This window comes from Hymenobacter sp. 5516J-16 (genome assembly GCF_022919335.1).
GTDB classification, from domain to species: domain Bacteria; phylum Bacteroidota; class Bacteroidia; order Cytophagales; family Hymenobacteraceae; genus Hymenobacter; species Hymenobacter sublimis.
Genome location: NZ_CP095058.1, coordinates 3311416 through 3327726, shown reverse-complemented (window position 1 = coordinate 3327726; position 16311 = coordinate 3311416). Strand labels below are relative to the sequence as shown.

The following is a 16311-nucleotide window of genomic DNA, read 5'->3' as shown; positions in this document are numbered from 1 at the left end:
AGGCTACCGCGCACTGTGTATGGAACTCAAGGACCTGTTTTTAACTCCACTATACCTCGGGATTTTCTACGGGATAGCCTTCGCCGTGCGCAAGCGGTTCACCAACCCTCTAACCAGGAAGTATTTCATCCCGGCTTTATCGGTAAAGTTTCTAGGCGCCATTGGCCTGGGCTTGATTTACCAGTTTTACTACGGCGGAGGAGACACGTTTAATTACTTTTCGCACGTAAAAGTAATATACCAGGCTTTCGGCGACTCATTCAGCACAGGGGTAAAGCTGTTGTTAGGAAAACACCCTGCTGACGCGGACATGCTGCGCTATACTGGCCAGATGTATTGGTATGATGCTCCAACGGAGTACTTCGTGGCCCAGGTAGCTAGCGTATTTGCCCTCATCGGCTTTGGCAGTTATACTGTCATTGCTCTCGGCTTTGCCTTTTTGAGTTTTTGCGGCATGTGGGCTATGTATGTTACGTTCCTACGCATATATCCTCTGGCTTATAAGAAACTGGCTATTGCCGTTTTCTTTCTACCATCTGTTTTCTTCTGGGGTCGGGGCTGATGAAGGACTCCTTATGCATAGGAGCCTTAGGGTGGACTTTTTACGGGTTTTATCACGCCCTCATCCTAAAAAAGAATATACCGACCGCTGTAGTGCTTGGTACCCTAGGTGCCTACATCCTCCTTTCTGTAAAGGTCTACATTTTGCTTTCCTTCTTGCCCGCAGCTCTGTTGTGGGTGTTTAATGAAAACAACCAACGGATTAAGTCAGCGGCTTTGCGCATGCTGCTCAAGCCCTTGTTCCTCCTGCTAGGAGCTGGAGCTGGCTACCTAGGAGCCACAGGCTTGACTGCCGGCGACGAGAAGTATGATGTTGAAAAGCTGGGGAACGGGCCCGAATCAATCAGCAGTACCTAACTACCTACGCAGCTAACGGCTCAACCTATAACATTGGGGAGTTTGACGGCTCGTTGAGCTCTACTTTGAAAGTAGCGCCACAAGCCATCATAGTCTCTATTTTCCGTCCTTTCCTATTCGAGGTAAGAAACCCAGTAATGCTGCTCTCTGCCCTGGAAGCCTCCCTGTTTATTTGGCTGACAGTTAGCCTTTTTTACAAAACTGGAATCGGAAAGGGTTTTGCCTTGATTCTTGGCACTCCCATTCTGCTCTTCTGCTTTTTGTTTGCCATTGTTTTTGCTATCGGGGTAGGTATCAATAGTGGAAATTTCGGCACGCTGGTGCGCTACAAAATTCCCCTGATGCCTTTTTACTTAGCAGCACTTTACATTATGCAGGCCAAGGCGCAGCCAAAACGGCGCGTAGTCGCCAAGCCTCAACTAAATAGCGCCAGGAAGTTCTCGCGGTTAGCTACCACGGAGTAACGAGCTTCCACTGTCTGGCGGGCTGCTTGACCCATGCGGGACCGTACCGCTGGGTTACTGAGCAGGTTGCGCAGGGCCGCCTCCCATTGCTCGGACGTGGCACACACGTTCCCATTCACATCTTCCTGTACTACTTCCGTGTTCATACCCACGGGCGACACTAGCGCGGGCTCACCTAAAGCCATGTATTGCAAGGCTTTAAAGGCGCATTTACCTTTCGCCCAAGGGTCATCTTCGAGCGGCATTAGCCCCACGTGAAACCTGAGTAAATCTGCTATTTCGGTTTCCTTTCGCCAGGGCTGATACACTAAGCTGCGTAGCTGCAATTCGGGCGGCTGGTTGGAAATCACCCGGAACTCAAAGTCGAACTCCTGTTCTAGCTTAGCCAACACGGGTACTACCTGCTCAATATATTTCAGGGTTGAGTGCGTCCCAGTCCAGCCAATAACCAGCTTCCCGGGGCTTGCTGGTCGCGCACCTGGTTATGTAGGTGTTCGGTATCGATGGTGGTAGGGTTAACAACTGCGTTCGGGTTGAACTGCCGGGCGTAGTCACGCAGGTAGGCGTTGCCGCAGCTCACCTTATAGGCCCAGCGGCAGATGCTACCCACCTTATGGTGCCACTTTACGCCGGCTACTATTTTATTGGCCTCCGAGGTGTTCGGAATCCAGATGGCATCGTCGAAATCGTAAATAATCTTCTTGCCCAGCAACTTGGCAATCACCCACTCGAACACGGGCGGTCCAATGGGAGACGCTTCGCGGTGAATGAACACGTAGTCGTACTTCGGCACCACGAAGAGCAGCCCAAACCGGCGCAGAAATCCACCTAAAATGCCAGCTACTTTTTGTAACTGATGCCCTGGTTTGTACAGAATAGCCCACGTAGCTTCCGAAATAAACGGGGCGACCCGGTAACGGTAGCCGGCCGCCGTCAAGAAATCGAAGTACTGTTCGAAACGGAAGCGTTGGGAAGGGGCCTTACCCGTAGGATAGGGCACCAGAAAAAGAATCTGCATACGAAAAAGCTGGAGAATACTGGGCAAAGGGGCCGGCGCCACCTTCTGCCAGCCGCAAAGGTACACTGACCAGTTGCTTCCCGTACCTACTACGCCCGATTCAGCTATTATCTTTGGTGGCTTTTGTTTCTCGGCCGGCTTGCTCCGTTGCTTACCTTATGCCTCTTACTACCGCCCTGCCCCTACTTTCGGTTGTTAGCCCGGTCTACCAAGCTAGCGCTGTGCTGGACGAGCTGGTCAGGCGCCTGGAGCACACGCTAACTGCTTTACCGGTTCGCTACGAAATCATTCTCGTCGATGATGGTAGCGCCGATAGCAGTTGGGAGCTGATTTGCCGACAGGCGGCCCGCACCCCGTGCGTGCGCGGCCTCCGCCTATCCCGCAACTTCGGGCAGCACCATGCTATTACGGCCGGCCTGGAGCAGTGCCAGGGCGAGTGGGTGGTGGTGATGGATTGCGACCTGCAGGACCAGCCCGAGGAAATTACGCGGCTGTGGCTAAGGTTCAGGAGGGCTACGAAGCCGTGCTGGCCCGCCGGGGCCGTCGGACCGATTCGGCGTTTACCGTGTGGCGGGCTCGGGCCTTTTACGCCGTGCTAGCCTACCTGACGGGCCAAGCCCAGGATCCGGAAGTTGGCAACTTTGGCGTGTACCACCGTCGCCTGATTGATATTGTACTACAACTGCGCGAAAGCACCCGTTACTTCCCTACCATGGTCCGCTGGGCCGGCTTTCGCCAAACCTCCCTGCCCGTAGCGCACGGCCACAGCGGCCGCGCTACCTCGTACTCCTTATCGCGCCGGCTGCAACTCGCCCTCGACATCATCCTGACCTATTCCGACAAGCCCCTGCGGCTGACCGTGTATTTTGGTCTGGTGCTGGCTTTCATAGCATTCGGGCTTGGTTTGGTGATGCTGATTCGGGCGCTACGGGGGCAGATTGTGGTACTGGGCTACGCCAGCCTCATCGTTTCGCTCTGCTTTTTCTGCGGCGTTATCATTACCGTTCTGGGGTAGTGGGCCTGTACGTCGGGAAGACCTTTGAGGGAGTGCGGGCCCGCCCCCTGTACGTGGTTGCCGACCGCACCGTATGATTCCTTCTCCCCTTCCCCCGACTTTATTCCTTTCAACCGGCCCCACTTGGCCGGGCCCGAGCTGGAGTATATCCGCCAGGCAGTCACGGCCGGTAAGCTGTCGGGCAATGGCGAGTTCACCCAACGTTGCCAACAGTTTCTGGAGCAGCGCTACGGCTTACTCAAGGCCCTACTAACTACCAGCGGCACCGATGCGCTGGAAATGGCCGCGCTGCTGCTGAACCTGCAGCCCGGCGACGAGGTCATTGTTCCTAGTTACACCTTTACTTCTACTGCCAACGCTTTCGTGCTGCGCGGAGCCCGCATTGTTTTCGCCGATAGCCATCCGGACCATCCCAACCTGGATGTGCGCCAAGTGGCGCAGTTGCTGACGCCACGGACGCGGGTTATTGTGTTGGTACACTATGGTGGGCAGCCAGCTGAGCATATGCTAGAGCTGCTGGCGTTGGCAGAGGAGCACGGCATTTGGGTGGTAGAAGATGCGGCCCAAGCCATTGAGGCGCGCTATCAAGACCGTCCGCTCGGCACCTTCGGGCACCTGGCCGCCTTCTCTTTTCACGAAACTAAAAACATCAGTGCCGGTGAAGGCGGTATGCTGGCTATCAACGACCCGCGCTTCCTAGCTCGAGCGGAAATCATTTGGGAGAAAGGCACCAACCGGGCGGCGTTTTACCGGGGCGAAGCGGCCCGCTACGAATGGGTTGACCTGGGTTCTTCTTTTCTAGCCTCAGAGCTGAACGCCGCCTACCTCTGGGCACAGCTCGAAGCCATTGATAGGATTCAGGCCCAGCGCCGCTACCTCTGGGAGCGGTACGCGGCAGCTCTTGCCCCATTAGCGGCTAGTGGTGCCTTTGATTTGCTGCCTCAGCTGCCCGCCGCCCAGCCGAACTGGCACCTGTTTGTCTTGCTCTGCACCGATGAAGCGAGCCGGGATGCGCTGTTGGCGTACTTGCGTCAGCAGCATATTCTGGCCGTGTTCCACTACCTACCGCTGCACCTGAGCCCCTACTACGCCGCTCAGCACGACGGGCGGCAGCTACCCCACGCGGAGCGCTATGCCCAAACACTGGTACGCTTACCCCTGTTTCATGACCTCACCGATGAGCAGCAGGACCGCATCATCAGCGCAGTGCAGACTTTCTTCCGCCTCCGCCTTGGCAGCTAGCTAGACCTTAGCTAGAACTTCGTGGTAGAGCTGGCCCAGCCGGTTGTAGGTAGCAGCCGGCTGAAACTTGTTGCGCACGAACGCACGACCGGCAGCCGCAAACCGTTCCCGCATTTTTGCATCGGCGGCCAGGGAATTAATAGCCAAGGTCATGGCCGCTACGTCACGATTAGGCACCAGCAACCCGGAACGGCCGTTTTCAAACAGCTCCGCCGGACCACCGCAGTCCGAAGCAATGAGAGGAGTGCCGAAGTACAGGGCATCAAGGCAGGTAAGGGAAAATGACTCTGATTCGGAGAAATTCAGCAGGATATCGGCGTCCTTGATGGCCCGCTCCACATCGGACACAAACCCTTGAAAGTTAATTACTTTCTCCAGCCCAGCTTCTTGCACCCTGGCCTCCAGTTGCTGCCGAAACTCCCGGTTTTTGGCCATGCCCATGTCGCCACCCACAAAGGTTAGGCGCAGTCGGTTATCCTGGGCATACGCTTTTTGGAACGCCTCGACAGCGAAATCCTGCCCCTTCCCTTGAATGTAGTTGCTCAGGTAGAGGAGCTGCACCGTATCGTCGGGCGGGACGCTGGCACTACCGGAGCCGGGTAGCGCTCCGCCCCCGGAATGGGGTCAAATACCACCTGCACGTTGGCCGCCCCGCCGAAGTAGCGACGCACCGCCTCGGAAACGCATATTACTCGGTCGGCATACCGCTCGCCCAGCCATCGCCACGTACGGGCCAGGGGCTGCATCAGGCTTTGGGGCAAAAAGCGCACGTGCGTTATTACCCGCAAGCGCCCCAAGCTCAGCGCCTTAGCTACGTAGCCCGTCAGGTTATAAAAGTCGTTCAGATGGATAACCTGAGCACTCCGCTGCCGGGCCAGGCGGTATAGGCGCCAACCATTCAGCAGTAGCATGGGCCCGTAGCGCAGCAAGTCGCCCTTGCGCCGGCTGATTTCCACGAAAGGCAACTCGTGCACCACGTAACCGTCCTGCTCTAGCACGGCGCGGGCCGTACTACCTGTTGGCACCACATATTCGAAGGCAAACTGCTCGCGCAAGGGCCCCGTAGCGTGCCGCATGGCATTCAGTGCCCCCGTCACGGCCCGGGAATTGTCTACTACAAGAATTAGAGGCTTTTTCACCAGAACCTTTCCTTAAACGTACGCTGCCTACTCAGCTAGTACCTCGTCGATTAGCTTCTGCCAGCGGCGAAAGGTATTGGCGTGGGTAAAATCGTTGGAGCGCAGGCGGGCTGCCTCACCTAGTTGCGTGCGCTTAGCAGCATCTGCCAATAAGGTATGCAGGGTTGAGACCCACATTGTTTCATCCGCTGCCAGTGTGGCGGCATTAGTCAGCATGGGCATCAAAATGCCGTAGTCAGCCCATTCCGCTGCCCGGATGGGGTGCGTCGGCGTGGCGGAGCCAGGGGCTAGCATTTCGCGAGGGCCGGTAGGGCAATCGGTGCTTACTACCGGCACCCCACAGGTCATGGCCTCGCCGAGAGCCAGCGGAAAGCCTTCCCAGGCGGAGGGAAACACGAAGGCAGTAGCTGGACGAATGTACTGAAATGGGTTGTGCTGCAGCCCCACGAAATACACATCAAAGTCCGGGGTCAACGGCACGTCAGCCCAGGCTTCGTACACGCGCAACCCCAGACCGCGGGCATGTTCCACTAACTCAGTCCGCAGTTCGCCGTCGCCGATGAACACTAGCTTGGCCGGCTGAGTTTTGCGAAGCTCAGCGAAAATAGACAGCAGGGGCTTCTGGTTTTTCTGAATGGCTAAGCGGCCGGAAGTAACCAGAATAGGCGCCGACGCATACACGGTCTGCATAGCAGCCGGCAAGGGCTCCTGCGCTTTTTCCCATACACTTTCCACTTCGAAGGAATTATTAATGGCGCTTAGCTTGCGGCGGTCTACGCCGTAATCTTCTACCATTTCGGGAATAATATCCCGGCTGACGCACACAATTCGGTCGGCCCGCTTGTAGAGCAGAGGCATTAACACGCCTTTGCGCAACCAACCAGTTAGGCCACTGATGTTGCGGTCGTGCGACTTGGAACCCTGAATTAGCAGGATTACCTTTTCCCGGCCCTTGCTGAGCAAATTCACATAGTCCGCCCCTTCCAGATGGCTAATGCAGATATCAGTGCCTAAGCGCTGCTTGAGCTGCTTAAGCTGGCTGACCCGCTTAAAGAAGTTTGACACTTTCTGCATAGGTCCGCCGCCCCCGTTACCTGTAAGCTCTCCAGACGGTTGCCAGAGGGATACAGATTTTCAAGGTCGAGGTCGAACACAGCTTCCGTGACGTCGTAGTATTTGCTTAATTCCACACTGTGGTCGTGAAACGCTCGTTGAGCGCCTCCCAGCCCTAGGTTAGGAATTACCATTAACAGCTTCTTACGCATAGATTTTCAAGAAAAACTGAGTTTGCCTGTTGGAAGCAAAGCGAATCTACACCTGGGTTAGGAGCGCGTGCATGCGCTGGCGGAACTCTTCCGGCTTCACGTAGAACCCACCTGAGTATTTGTTCTGGCTAGGCTCCCCAATCAGGCTATCATACTGATAGCCATGCTGGGCCGCCATCAGCATGTAGTGGAACGGGTAATATTCGCCGGGCGGGAATATCTCAAGCAAACCCATGGGTTGGCTCCCCCGAAACATCATGTTCACCAGACCAGCACCGTGAATGCCCAATACGTAGCGTGATTCGCTCAGCATGTGAGCTTGTTGAGCTAACGTCATGGTATCAAAGTCCACTACCTCAAAGCCTTCGGCCTGACAAATAGCTTCTATTTCGGCGCTATTCTCAATGAAGCGTAGCCGCTTTGGGCTGCGGGTGATAAAGATCCGGCGCTGCCCGCTGCCAGCAGGCGCTAGGTCCTGCGGCTGTACCATCTGGCGAATCCGCTCATAGTAGGACGCCGTATGGGTAAGCGGTTTGCAGAAGTAAGTCTTCTTACTCCGGATGTACTCGTTTTCTTTTTGAATAACCCAGGTACGGTTTTTCAGATATGGATGCTGCAGGAAGTACTGGAAAAAGGATTTTTTGTACAGTGCCTCTGCAATAAGTAGGGGCGTTTCGTACGGCAGTTGCAGCTTTTCTTCCAGGAAAAAAAGCTTGGCCAGCACGTCATTGTAGAAGTGGTAGTAATTCTCCTCCCCCGTATCACGCAACGACACCAGCACCTCATGGGCAGGTAGCTTGTCAAGCTGCATCTTCCGAATCTGAGTAGAGGGCTTGGGCAGATAAGAAACGCGGCTGAAACCTAAAGAGGGATAAATCAACTGCTTATCCGCCGACATAGCCCAGCCGTACTTAGGCTCAATAATGCACTCTTGATCGTATACTAACAGGTACTCATCTTGGGTCCAGTTTTCATAGAGTGAAATTTGGTGTTGGAGCCGGGCATCCAAGTGGTCCTTCCGCACGGGAGTTATCCGGAAAGGATAATCATCCTGCTTTATAACGAAATCCTGATCAGCAAACTGCTTTTCCGGAAACAAAACTCTGTCAATTGTATTGATGCGCAGTGTGTTATACTGCAAATGCGCTTTTTTAAGCAATACAACAGGAAACACTTTTTTTAATATCTTTTTCAAGGCCTGCAATACGAAAAGTTAAGCGGGTACTCTTTTACTAGCAAACTAGGATGATGGCTATCTAAAGCAGATGCTTGACCGATGCCAGAAAACGCCGCCGCCATAGAACTGTAGGGTCTTGTTGCACCGCTTTCCACAGATAGCGCATAGTTTCAGCACGGTGCTGCTTGCTCAGAGCTAGCGTTAAAGAAATAAAGGTGTACCGGTCGGCGACAAACTGCCCGGTCCGATTGGGGAAACGGCGGGCGAAATCTGGGTTACGCTTAATCAACTCAGCAAACAGCTCGTCCCGTCTCCGAACGGCTTCGGGCGCAATGGTATTCAGGCTTCGCCCGTCATGCTCGCGCAAGCAGAACGTCTTTCTTCGGATGGGATGAAAAGTGTATTTGCTAGCTAAGCGCACCCACAGTTCCCAGTCTTCGGCGGAAGCCAGGCGGCGGTCTTCCTCAAACGGATTGGCTAGGGCAATATCGCGCCGCACGAACACCGTATTACACGCCAGCGGATTGTCGTGTAGCAGTACCTCGTTAGTACTTTCCTTGAACTCATACACCTCACTAATGACGTGGTCTTGCCCGTCGAGGCGCTCGTACCCGGTATGCACGACTTCCACTTGCCCGTTCTGGTCGAGAAACTCCTTCACCACTAGCAGGTGGTTTGGGTACATTTCGTCGTCGGAATCGAAGAAATTAATATAGGAGCCCCGGGCTTGCCGGGCGCCGTAGTTTCGGGCCGCGCCCCGCTCACCGTTTTCCTTGTAGAAGTACCGGACCCGCGGATCGGTGACCGTAGCTACTACCTCCCTGGTATTGTCCTTACTTCCATCATCCACCAGCACTAGCTCAAAATTCTGATACTCCTGTTTGAGAACGGAGTTCACGGTATCCAGCACAATGTCAGCCCGGTTGTAGCAGGGAACTACAATGGTGAAAAAAGGCGATGAGGAGACGAAAGTGTCCACGGACATACTGATACTGAAAAGAAAAGTGAAAGGCGGGCAGCAGAAAGCCGCAAAAATCAAAGGGCTTTGCCGCGCAGCAGCTTACCATACTGCTGCAACATGTGCTGCCGGTGCTCAGAGTTGCCGCGCATTAGCAAAAAATTAGCCATTTTAGCCAGGTAGTACACTTTGGTAGTAGCCCAGCCATACTCGCGGTTCAGGAAAATGTCTTCGTTCTGCAGAATCATATTGCCCTGATTCAGCCGCTTTTCCTTTTTGGTGCTTTGCGAGAAATGGTGCATTACCCGCGCTTCGGGCACGTATTTGATAGTATACCCCAGCTTGCGCACGGTGTAGCTCCACTGCAGATCCTCGGCGTACATGAAGAAGTCATCGGCGAGCTGCTGGCCGGGCATTTTCTCAATCACCTCCCGCTTGATGTGGAAGTAAGTGCCCCATACCCAGTCGGGGTAGAGCGGTTTGTCGTAGGTAAAGAAAGCACCCTGCAAAATATTGCCGCGCTGTTCTGCCGACATAAATTTCTGCAGCCGCAGCAATTCAACCAGCTGCAGATTAATAGACGGGAAACGTCCGCAGGAGTGCTGCACGCGGCCGTCAGGATATTCCAATCTAGCTGTGGTTAGGCCTACTGTCTTATTCGCTGCCAACTCCTGGTACGTCAGCGTCAGGGCATCGTTCAGGCAGGCCGCGTCACTGTTAAAGAGCAGAATGGTTTCCCCAACAGAGTGTTGAATACCCAAGTTGTTGCCTTTAGCAAAGCCCGAGTTATTGGGGTTGCGCACCAGCTTAATAGAGGGAAAACGTTGCTCAAACAGGCCAGGGTCGCACTCAGTGGAGGCATTATCTACTACAATAATTTCGTAGCTAACGCCGTGCGTGTGCTTGATAATGGATTCAACCGCCTCGCTAGTAAGCTGAAAGGTATTGTAGTTGATGATGATAATGGAAACCTGCATTACTCTGAGTGGTTACTTCGAAGAAAACAGCACCTTGGTGTATAACTGCTCATGGGCCTGCACGAACTCCTCTACGTCAAACATTTTACGAATCGAGAGGGCGGCCTGGGCGTGCTCTTCCCACAGCTCAGGCTGGGTAACGTAGGCCTCCATATTCTTCAGCAGGCTGGCAATCCGGGGAGTCAGGTCTTCTTCCATTTCAATCAGCAGGCCGCCCGGCTCGTGGTTGGCCGGAACTATTACCTCCGGAATACCGCACAGGTCGCTGGCGATAACGGGCACCCGGTGCTCGAAAAACTCTACAATCGTTAGGGGTAGCCCCTCGTTAAAGCTGGAGGGTACCAGCCCTACCCGGCAGGCCGACATGTAGTAGTGGGGGTTCTGCACATTGCCCAGAAATATGATATCGGGGGCAGTATCTCCCAGCTCATGCTGCATAGCCGTCAGACACGGGCCTTCCCCCATGCACAGCCAGGCAAACTTACGGGTTGGGTGCCGCTGCTTTAGCTGCTGGTACGCCGCCAAGGCATAGTGCCACCCCTTCTGCTCAGTTCCCCGGCCTCCCATTCCAAACACAAAGCTCCCCGGGGCAATGCCTAGTTCCTGGTGAATTACCTCAGGCGGCGGCAACGTACCTTGGTGCCGTAACACCCCATTGTAAATTGTGGCGACCGGTACGGTCAGCGGCTCATCCTGACCAGTAGCTAGCTCTTTGTGCTTTAACGTTTCGGCTTCCGTATGATAATCGGAGGCAATGATTTTCTGGCCCAGCGCCCGCGCCTGCTCAGATACCCCGCTTTGGTCGCCATAAAGCAGAGCTTTCGCTGCGTACTCCGAGACGGCAATAATTGCTCGGGCTTTATTGGCGTAGGGAATAAACGAGACGTCCTGCACTTTACGAAGCATTGTGTACCCACTATGATCTGTAACAACAATGGGCACGGACAGAAATCGTAGCACGGCATTGAGGCGCGACTGTTTGGTTAGGATTTCATGGCTATGCACCACCTCAATCTTGTGGCGCACGATGGTGTATAAGAACATCATCGTTTTGCAAGCCTCGTGAAAGCCAGCGTACCCAGTAAGCCGCTGCAACAAGCCGTTTAACTTCCAGGCCAGCTTATTTACCAATGGATAGCTGTTCATGTCCACTAGCTTCACCTTTGGCGACAGGTACCGGTCGACCATGCCCTGGTCGACTAGCTGTTCGCCTTGATTAAAGAAAAAAGCCTCATGCCGTTGCGCAATTCCGGAAGCAAGCGTTAGGGCTACTATATGAGAGCCGGCCTTCTCCAAGCAGAAGGTTGTAAATAGCACCTTCATTATGTAGCAGAATTAACAGTAGAATGTAGAGCGGCGCTAAAGGCCTGTTCGTAGTGCTCGGCGCAGGCGGCCATGGAAAACTCTTGGCTGGCCTGTCGGCAGTGCGCCGCGTGAGCTGCGTACAGGACTGGCTCGGTGCAGTACCGGACCATAGCCTCCGTAAGCATGCGTAGCTTGGGAGTGTAGGTTTCGGCTTCTATATCCACCAGCTGCCCCGTGTGCCCCGCGCTGGGCTCCAGCAGTTCCGGAATACCACCGACGCGGGTAGCAATGGAGGGTTTGCCGCTCACCATGTACTCGATGATAGCCAGTGGCAACGCCTCTGCGCGGAAATAGGTGGGCAACAGCCCCACATCAAAGCCTGCCACGTAGAAATCCGGGTTAGACACTTGTCCAGTGAAGATAATATCTGGGTCCGTCGCGTACTCGTCGGCCAGCGTTTTCAGGTAGGGACTGCCTCCCACCAACACCAACCGCAGGGCGCGAGCTGGCAGAGCGGCTTTCACCTGCTGAAACGCTTGTACGGCGTACCGCCAGCCTTTGTCCTCAATCCCCCGCGCCACCATGCCGAATACAAATGCTTCGGCCGGAATAGCCAGCGCACGACGAGTTGTCTCGGCAGCATGAGCTTCCGTAATAACGCCATTGTACACTGTCTGCACGGGGGTAGGCTCGGGAATGCCCGTTCCAGTTTGTGGCGGCAGTAGTCAGATACAGCCAGAATTCGCTTTGCTACCTGAAGTACCGGCAAAAAGTCCCGACGGCCTTCCTGCAGAAACTTGGTGTATTCGCCGTGCTCGGTAATAACCAGGGGTAGGCCGAGGCGCTCTACAACGGGGGCACAAATGTCATCCGAGACGGTAGCGTGGCTGCTAACTACATCAATCTTGTACCGCAGCAGGCACTCGGCCAAGTACGCTTGCTGCCGCTGGTTGTAGAAGGTTGCCGGCCGGCCCAGCAGACCTTGCAGGGCATTTATCTTGTAGGCCCAGAACGTGCTTTTCGGGTTATCAGCCATCGAAAGAACCTTCACTTGCGGGGGTAACAAGCGAGCTACCAAGTCATGATCAATCAGCTCAGCCCGCTGATTGAAAACATATACTTCATGCCCCCGGCGCTGCAGTTCTGCCGCCAGGTTCATGGCCAGCACTTCGCCCCCGCCTACCTGCAACGACCATGTAGAAATTAGAATTCTCATTACGCTTGTACTACTATTGACATCTCATGCCGCTACGTGGCCAGCCGGTGAGTGCTAGCCTGTAGCTTTATACGTGCCGGGCAATTAGCTCGTCGTACGTATGCACAGCAACAATGCGTCCGTCTTTCAGCTCGTAAATTCGGTCGCATTGACGCAGGGTAGTAATCCGGTGCGCAATGATGAAGATGGTAATGTCCGTGGCCGAAAGCTTGTTGATGGCTTCGCTGACTTCTCTTTCTGTTTGGGTATCCAACGCGCTAGTGGCTTCGTCCATCACCAGAATCTGCGTCTGCTTGTATAGAGCTCGGGCAATACCGATGCGCTGGCGCTGACCACCCGACAAACGAGCCCCCCGCTCTCCTGATACTGTATTCAGCCCTTCCGGCAGCGAAGACACAAAATCGGCCAGGGAGGCTTGCTCCAGCGCGTACTGTAGCCGTTGCGGATCAGGGTTGGTTTCTCCGAGGGTGATATTGTCCTGCAAAGAGGCCTGCATAAGAAAAGTATCCTGCTTCACGTAACCTACCAGCCGGTGCCAGGCTTCTGTATTCTCCAACTGTAGCGGTACACCATCAACTAGGATTTCTCCTATCTGCTGGCTGTAAAAACGTAGCAGCAAGTTCATCAGCGTGGTTTTACCAGATCCGGAGCTGCCGATAAATCCTATTTTCTCTCCTTTACGAACGGTAAAGCTTACTCCCCGCAACACTGGGGTATCACTTCCTGGGAAGGCAAAGCTGAGGTTATTAAACTCCACCTGGTGGTGAAAGCTAATAGCAGGAACTTGCTTTACCTTATGCTCCTGCCATTGCGACTCCTCATACGCTTGCAGGGCCTCCAGCGTGTACAAGTGCTGCTTCATAGTGACCATACTGGCCAGAATCCGATTCACGGAGGGCATCAGCTTATAGGCGGCGGCGGCAAACAAGCCCACAATAGTTACCAGGCTGGCCGTGTCACCGGTAATAAGCAGCGCGTACAGAATAATAGTGATAACGGCCAGGATGGACACCATCTCAATGATGCGCACGGGCAGCAGCCCGTACACGTACGCCTTGGCATCCAGGCTTTGCATCAGTGCCTGATTGGTGTTGATTCGCTGGCGGAACAGTTGCAGCTTATGAGCTAGCTTTAGCTCGACATAGCCGGCAAAGGTGTCGCTTACAATGCCGTACGCTTTCGGCGCCTGCAAATCCCGCTCGTGGCCTAACTGCTGGGCCCGGTTACGCAGGACTTTGTAGGTGATTACGGTAGCCGGAACCAGAGTAACGGCCAGAATTACGAACAGCATGGGCTGGTAGAACAAGATGCCCAGCACCACAATCAACACGATAATTATTTCGGAAAGCACGACGAATACCTGCCGTATTATCCCGTTCAAATAGGCATTGGGAACGGTCAATACTTCGTTCACTACTTCGAACGTGCCGATTTCTTGAAACTTCCAGAAAGGAAGACCAATGTATTTTACGTACTGGCTATCAATAATTTTAAGAGCAACCTTAGCCGTAAATCGAACCTGCTTGTAGTTTATCCAGCTGATAAACAAATTCTTAGCCAAGAAAAACACAAATATTGCTAAGACGGCAGACACGAAGAATGCAGTTTCCGATTGAAAGCCCAAGCTTTTATATAGGAAGGCAGACCACTTATGCTCCTGCACTGCTCCCGGTCGCGAGGCCAGGGTAACCACCGGAATGAGCGAGGCTAACCCAAATACATCCAGGAAAGAAGCAAATATCTGTAGCAGGAACATAACTGTTGCCTGTTTCTTCTCCGCCGGCGACAGATACCGCAGAATACTTTTGATGGATTCTGCTACTATGTTACCTGTTAGCATTTTAAGCTGGAAACTTGATGGAAAGCGCCTAGAAACGAGCGACTTGCACCGCATTCGTTTCTATACGCCATTGATTAAGGCTGCAAAGGTACGGGATAAATGCTTGAGATATTCTGGTCAGCAATTTGGTTATTACTCAATTACGCAGTAGTGACTACTACCATTCGTTCCGTTTAAACTACTTAGTAATCTTTCCATCTTGCAGCAGCGCAGCATCTAACTCAGACCAGAAAAGCTCCGGGCGGTGCGCTGGCTTGCTCTGCTAGGTTGCATTTTTGCTGATGCTGGATGCCGTACTTACACCGCAGCCGACCTGCATTTGTACAAGTCGGCTGCGGTGTAAATCTGGACGTGAACTCGCTCCAGATAGAAGAATAGACAAGTGGTATAAATCAGCGGCGCCCAAGCAGGTGCTGCGCCTTCATCACGGCGCTACCCGGTATACCCAGCCGGGCGCACATATACAATACCCAGCTCGTGAGTGAACGGTCATCCTGCCACCGTACCCGTAGCCAGTGCGCCGCCTGCGGACTGCCGATTTGGTAGAGCAGCGTTAGTCTCTATAAATAGCACTTTAGGGGTTGCCGTTTAATTTAGGCACAATGGCGCGTTTTATCTTACCTAGATATGGCCTATTTAAATAGGCTTTAAGTGCATGCTTATAAATAAACGTTTTAATAAAGCTTTTAGAGAATTTGACATCAAAATATTTAATAAATGATTTGACCGGAGACATCTCATAGTACTCGAACCACTTATATCGATAGACATGGTTACAGTCAGTGAGCATGTTCCAGGGCTTAGGTCCACTGAAGTGAATTATCACCTTGTCCCTTAAGTAATCTTCCAATATAGTCTTATCGTTTGTTGAAGGACAATGTACCCCTGTTAAATTATAACCCACATCCAACTTATACCAGTCGTTGAGCAACACCATATTCAGAGCATCTTGATCAGGGAATTGCTTAATTCGCTCGGGATATGTCATAATGACTTCCGTCGTGCGTTCGGTTACTCGCTTCTGGTTCCATTTAGGAATATTAATAAGCGTCACTCCTGAATTAAAATACTGACCTTCCTGAGTGATTCCTAGCTCTTTACGAATAGGCATCCAATCGTCGGCTACGGCTGCTAGAGGGTGCCCACCTATATCTAGACTGGATAGGCTGCCTAGGTCTCCTACAACTATCGTATCGATATCCATATAAATAATGGTTTCGACCGAGGCAGGTACAAGCTTGGCAAAAAATAGACGATAAAAAATTGTCTCGGTAAAATAGCTACCCGCATGATCTGGTAGCACAAAGTCTTGCACTAAGGAGGGCTCTACGACATAGAAAAAGATTCTACCTCCATTTCCCTCCACATATTGTACTAATGCATCCTTATCAGCTTCCGTTATGCCTGTAGCAATAGCGTGTATCACAATGCTATGAGCACGGTTATGATGAAATACGGAAGCTAAAAGCACGTAAAAGGGTGGAAGATAACCCTTATCGAAACAAAAGCCTAAATGGATAATAGAAGAGGTGGACATGCTTGAAAAAGCGAGTAAGAACTTTATTTATAATTAGTCTTTTAACTTTCTGTTATTAGTTTTTAAACTGAAACAGTAAAGCAAGTGCATCTTGCAGGCAGAAAGTAAAGTCTATCCCGGGTAGCCTTAGGTCCACCTTTGACTCTGCAATTTAGTAGCGTATGATGGGTCTGTGCAAACTTATAGTAGAGCTTGGGTAAATTATCCTTTGAGTCGCATGCTCATCGTCTTATAATTTAC

19 protein-coding genes are annotated in these 16311 nt (G+C 52.9%); 6 read left to right on the top strand and 13 right to left on the bottom strand.

Going from position 1 to position 16311, the window contains the following annotated elements; genetic code table 11:
* The first annotated feature begins 19 nt into the window (after positions 1-19).
* From MUN84_RS16550 to MUN84_RS16540, 3 genes are all read left to right on the top strand, one after another.
* Entirely contained in the window at positions 20-562 is a 543-nt protein-coding gene (locus tag MUN84_RS16550; RefSeq protein ID WP_244695134.1) for a hypothetical protein, read from the top strand.
* Positions 563-717: 155 nt separating this feature from the next.
* Complete coding sequence (locus tag MUN84_RS16545) at positions 718-918, top strand: hypothetical protein (RefSeq protein ID WP_244695133.1); 201 nt, start codon at positions 718-720, stop codon at positions 916-918.
* A 137-nt stretch (positions 919-1055) separates the two neighbouring features.
* The gene (locus MUN84_RS16540; protein WP_244695132.1) at positions 1056-1382 is read left to right on the top strand and encodes a hypothetical protein; all 327 of its coding nucleotides are present in this window, start codon (positions 1056-1058) and stop codon (positions 1380-1382) included.
* Here MUN84_RS16540 and MUN84_RS16535 read toward each other — a convergent pair.
* Both MUN84_RS16535 and MUN84_RS16530 read right to left on the bottom strand, forming a co-directional pair.
* On the bottom strand, positions 1334-1774 hold the full coding sequence (locus MUN84_RS16535; RefSeq protein WP_244695131.1) for a glycosyltransferase: 441 nt from the start codon (positions 1772-1774) through the stop codon (positions 1334-1336). The genes MUN84_RS16540 and MUN84_RS16535 overlap by 49 nt on opposite strands.
* A 23-nt stretch (positions 1775-1797) precedes the next feature.
* The gene (locus MUN84_RS16530; RefSeq protein WP_244695130.1) at positions 1798-2400 is read right to left on the bottom strand and encodes a hypothetical protein; all 603 of its coding nucleotides are present in this window, start codon (positions 2398-2400) and stop codon (positions 1798-1800) included.
* Between the two features lie 158 nt (positions 2401-2558).
* Between MUN84_RS16530 and MUN84_RS16525 the strand changes: the two genes are divergently transcribed.
* The 3 genes from MUN84_RS16525 to rffA are packed head-to-tail and all read left to right on the top strand — an operon-like array spanning position 2559 to position 4657.
* A complete protein-coding gene (locus MUN84_RS16525; RefSeq protein WP_244695129.1) occupies positions 2559-2999 on the top strand; it encodes a glycosyltransferase family 2 protein in 441 nt (146 codons plus the stop codon).
* A complete protein-coding gene (locus tag MUN84_RS16520; protein WP_244695128.1) occupies positions 2894-3415 on the top strand; it encodes a hypothetical protein in 522 nt (173 codons plus the stop codon). Before MUN84_RS16525 ends, MUN84_RS16520 begins: the two co-directional genes overlap by 106 nt.
* A 57-nt stretch (positions 3416-3472) precedes the next feature.
* Positions 3473-4657, top strand: coding sequence for a dTDP-4-amino-4,6-dideoxygalactose transaminase (rffA, locus tag MUN84_RS16515; protein WP_244695127.1), 1185 nt, complete (start codon positions 3473-3475; stop codon positions 4655-4657).
* On the opposite strand, the gene MUN84_RS16510 is transcribed toward rffA, so the two are convergent.
* The 11 genes from MUN84_RS16510 to MUN84_RS16460 all read right to left on the bottom strand — a co-directional run bounded on the left by MUN84_RS16510 (position 4658) and on the right by MUN84_RS16460 (position 16071).
* Positions 4658-5218 carry a glycosyltransferase family 4 protein gene (locus MUN84_RS16510; RefSeq protein WP_244695126.1) on the bottom strand — a complete coding sequence of 187 codons (561 nt, stop codon included), beginning with the start codon at positions 5216-5218 and terminating at the stop codon, positions 4658-4660.
* Complete coding sequence (locus MUN84_RS16505) at positions 5200-5796, bottom strand: glycosyltransferase family 4 protein (RefSeq protein ID WP_244695125.1); 597 nt, start codon at positions 5794-5796, stop codon at positions 5200-5202. Before MUN84_RS16505 ends, MUN84_RS16510 begins: the two co-directional genes overlap by 19 nt.
* Before the next feature lie 27 nt (positions 5797-5823).
* A complete protein-coding gene (locus MUN84_RS16500; protein WP_244695124.1) occupies positions 5824-6870 on the bottom strand; it encodes a glycosyltransferase in 1047 nt (348 codons plus the stop codon).
* Positions 6871-7107: 237 nt separating this feature from the next.
* Positions 7108-8256 carry a glycosyltransferase family 61 protein gene (locus MUN84_RS16495; RefSeq protein WP_244695123.1) on the bottom strand — a complete coding sequence of 383 codons (1149 nt, stop codon included), beginning with the start codon at positions 8254-8256 and terminating at the stop codon, positions 7108-7110.
* Between the two features lie 61 nt (positions 8257-8317).
* Positions 8318-9223, bottom strand: a complete 906-nt coding sequence (locus tag MUN84_RS16490; protein ID WP_244695122.1) for a glycosyltransferase family 2 protein — start codon at positions 9221-9223, stop codon at positions 8318-8320.
* A 50-nt stretch (positions 9224-9273) separates the two neighbouring features.
* Complete coding sequence (locus MUN84_RS16485) at positions 9274-10173, bottom strand: glycosyltransferase family 2 protein (RefSeq protein WP_244695121.1); 900 nt, start codon at positions 10171-10173, stop codon at positions 9274-9276.
* 12 nt (positions 10174-10185) lie between these two features.
* The gene (locus MUN84_RS16480) at positions 10186-11361 is read right to left on the bottom strand and encodes a glycosyltransferase family 4 protein (protein WP_244695120.1); all 1176 of its coding nucleotides are present in this window, start codon (positions 11359-11361) and stop codon (positions 10186-10188) included.
* Between the two features lie 134 nt (positions 11362-11495).
* Positions 11496-12062, bottom strand: coding sequence for a glycosyltransferase family 4 protein (locus MUN84_RS16475; RefSeq protein WP_244695119.1), 567 nt, complete (start codon positions 12060-12062; stop codon positions 11496-11498).
* Positions 11999-12694 carry a glycosyltransferase gene (locus tag MUN84_RS16470; protein ID WP_244695118.1) on the bottom strand — a complete coding sequence of 232 codons (696 nt, stop codon included), beginning with the start codon at positions 12692-12694 and terminating at the stop codon, positions 11999-12001. The genes MUN84_RS16475 and MUN84_RS16470 overlap by 64 nt, the downstream gene beginning before the upstream one ends.
* A 67-nt stretch (positions 12695-12761) precedes the next feature.
* Positions 12762-14288 (bottom strand): ABC transporter ATP-binding protein, encoded by a 1527-nt coding sequence (locus MUN84_RS16465; RefSeq protein ID WP_244695117.1) that lies wholly within the window; start codon positions 14286-14288, stop codon positions 12762-12764.
* 820 nt (positions 14289-15108) lie between these two features.
* Positions 15109-16071, bottom strand: a complete 963-nt coding sequence (locus tag MUN84_RS16460) for a glycosyltransferase family 8 protein (RefSeq protein ID WP_244695116.1) — start codon at positions 16069-16071, stop codon at positions 15109-15111.
* Positions 16072-16311: the final 240 nt, after the last annotated feature.

Bases quoted from the DNA above. Each gene is read 5' to 3' on its own strand.
- MUN84_RS16550 (WP_244695134.1), top strand. From the start codon at position 20: ATGGAACTCAAGGACCTGTTTTTAACTCCACTATACCTCGGGATTTTC.
- MUN84_RS16540 (WP_244695132.1), top strand. From the start codon at position 1,056: ATGCTGCTCTCTGCCCTGGAAGCCTCCCTGTTTATTTGGCTGACAGTT.
- MUN84_RS16530 (WP_244695130.1), bottom strand. From the start codon at position 2,400: ATGCAGATTCTTTTTCTGGTGCCCTATCCTACGGGTAAGGCCCCTTCC.
- MUN84_RS16525 (WP_244695129.1), top strand. From the start codon at position 2,559: ATGCCTCTTACTACCGCCCTGCCCCTACTTTCGGTTGTTAGCCCGGTC.
- MUN84_RS16500 (WP_244695124.1), bottom strand. From the start codon at position 6,870: ATGCAGAAAGTGTCAAACTTCTTTAAGCGGGTCAGCCAGCTTAAGCAG.
- MUN84_RS16490 (WP_244695122.1), bottom strand. From the start codon at position 9,223: ATGTCCGTGGACACTTTCGTCTCCTCATCGCCTTTTTTCACCATTGTA.
- MUN84_RS16485 (WP_244695121.1), bottom strand. From the start codon at position 10,173: ATGCAGGTTTCCATTATCATCATCAACTACAATACCTTTCAGCTTACT.
- MUN84_RS16480 (WP_244695120.1), bottom strand. From the start codon at position 11,361: ATGGTCGACCGGTACCTGTCGCCAAAGGTGAAGCTAGTGGACATGAAC.
- MUN84_RS16475 (WP_244695119.1), bottom strand. From the start codon at position 12,062: ATGGTGGCGCGGGGGATTGAGGACAAAGGCTGGCGGTACGCCGTACAA.
- MUN84_RS16470 (WP_244695118.1), bottom strand. From the start codon at position 12,694: ATGAGAATTCTAATTTCTACATGGTCGTTGCAGGTAGGCGGGGGCGAA.
- MUN84_RS16460 (WP_244695116.1), bottom strand. From the start codon at position 16,071: ATGTCCACCTCTTCTATTATCCATTTAGGCTTTTGTTTCGATAAGGGT.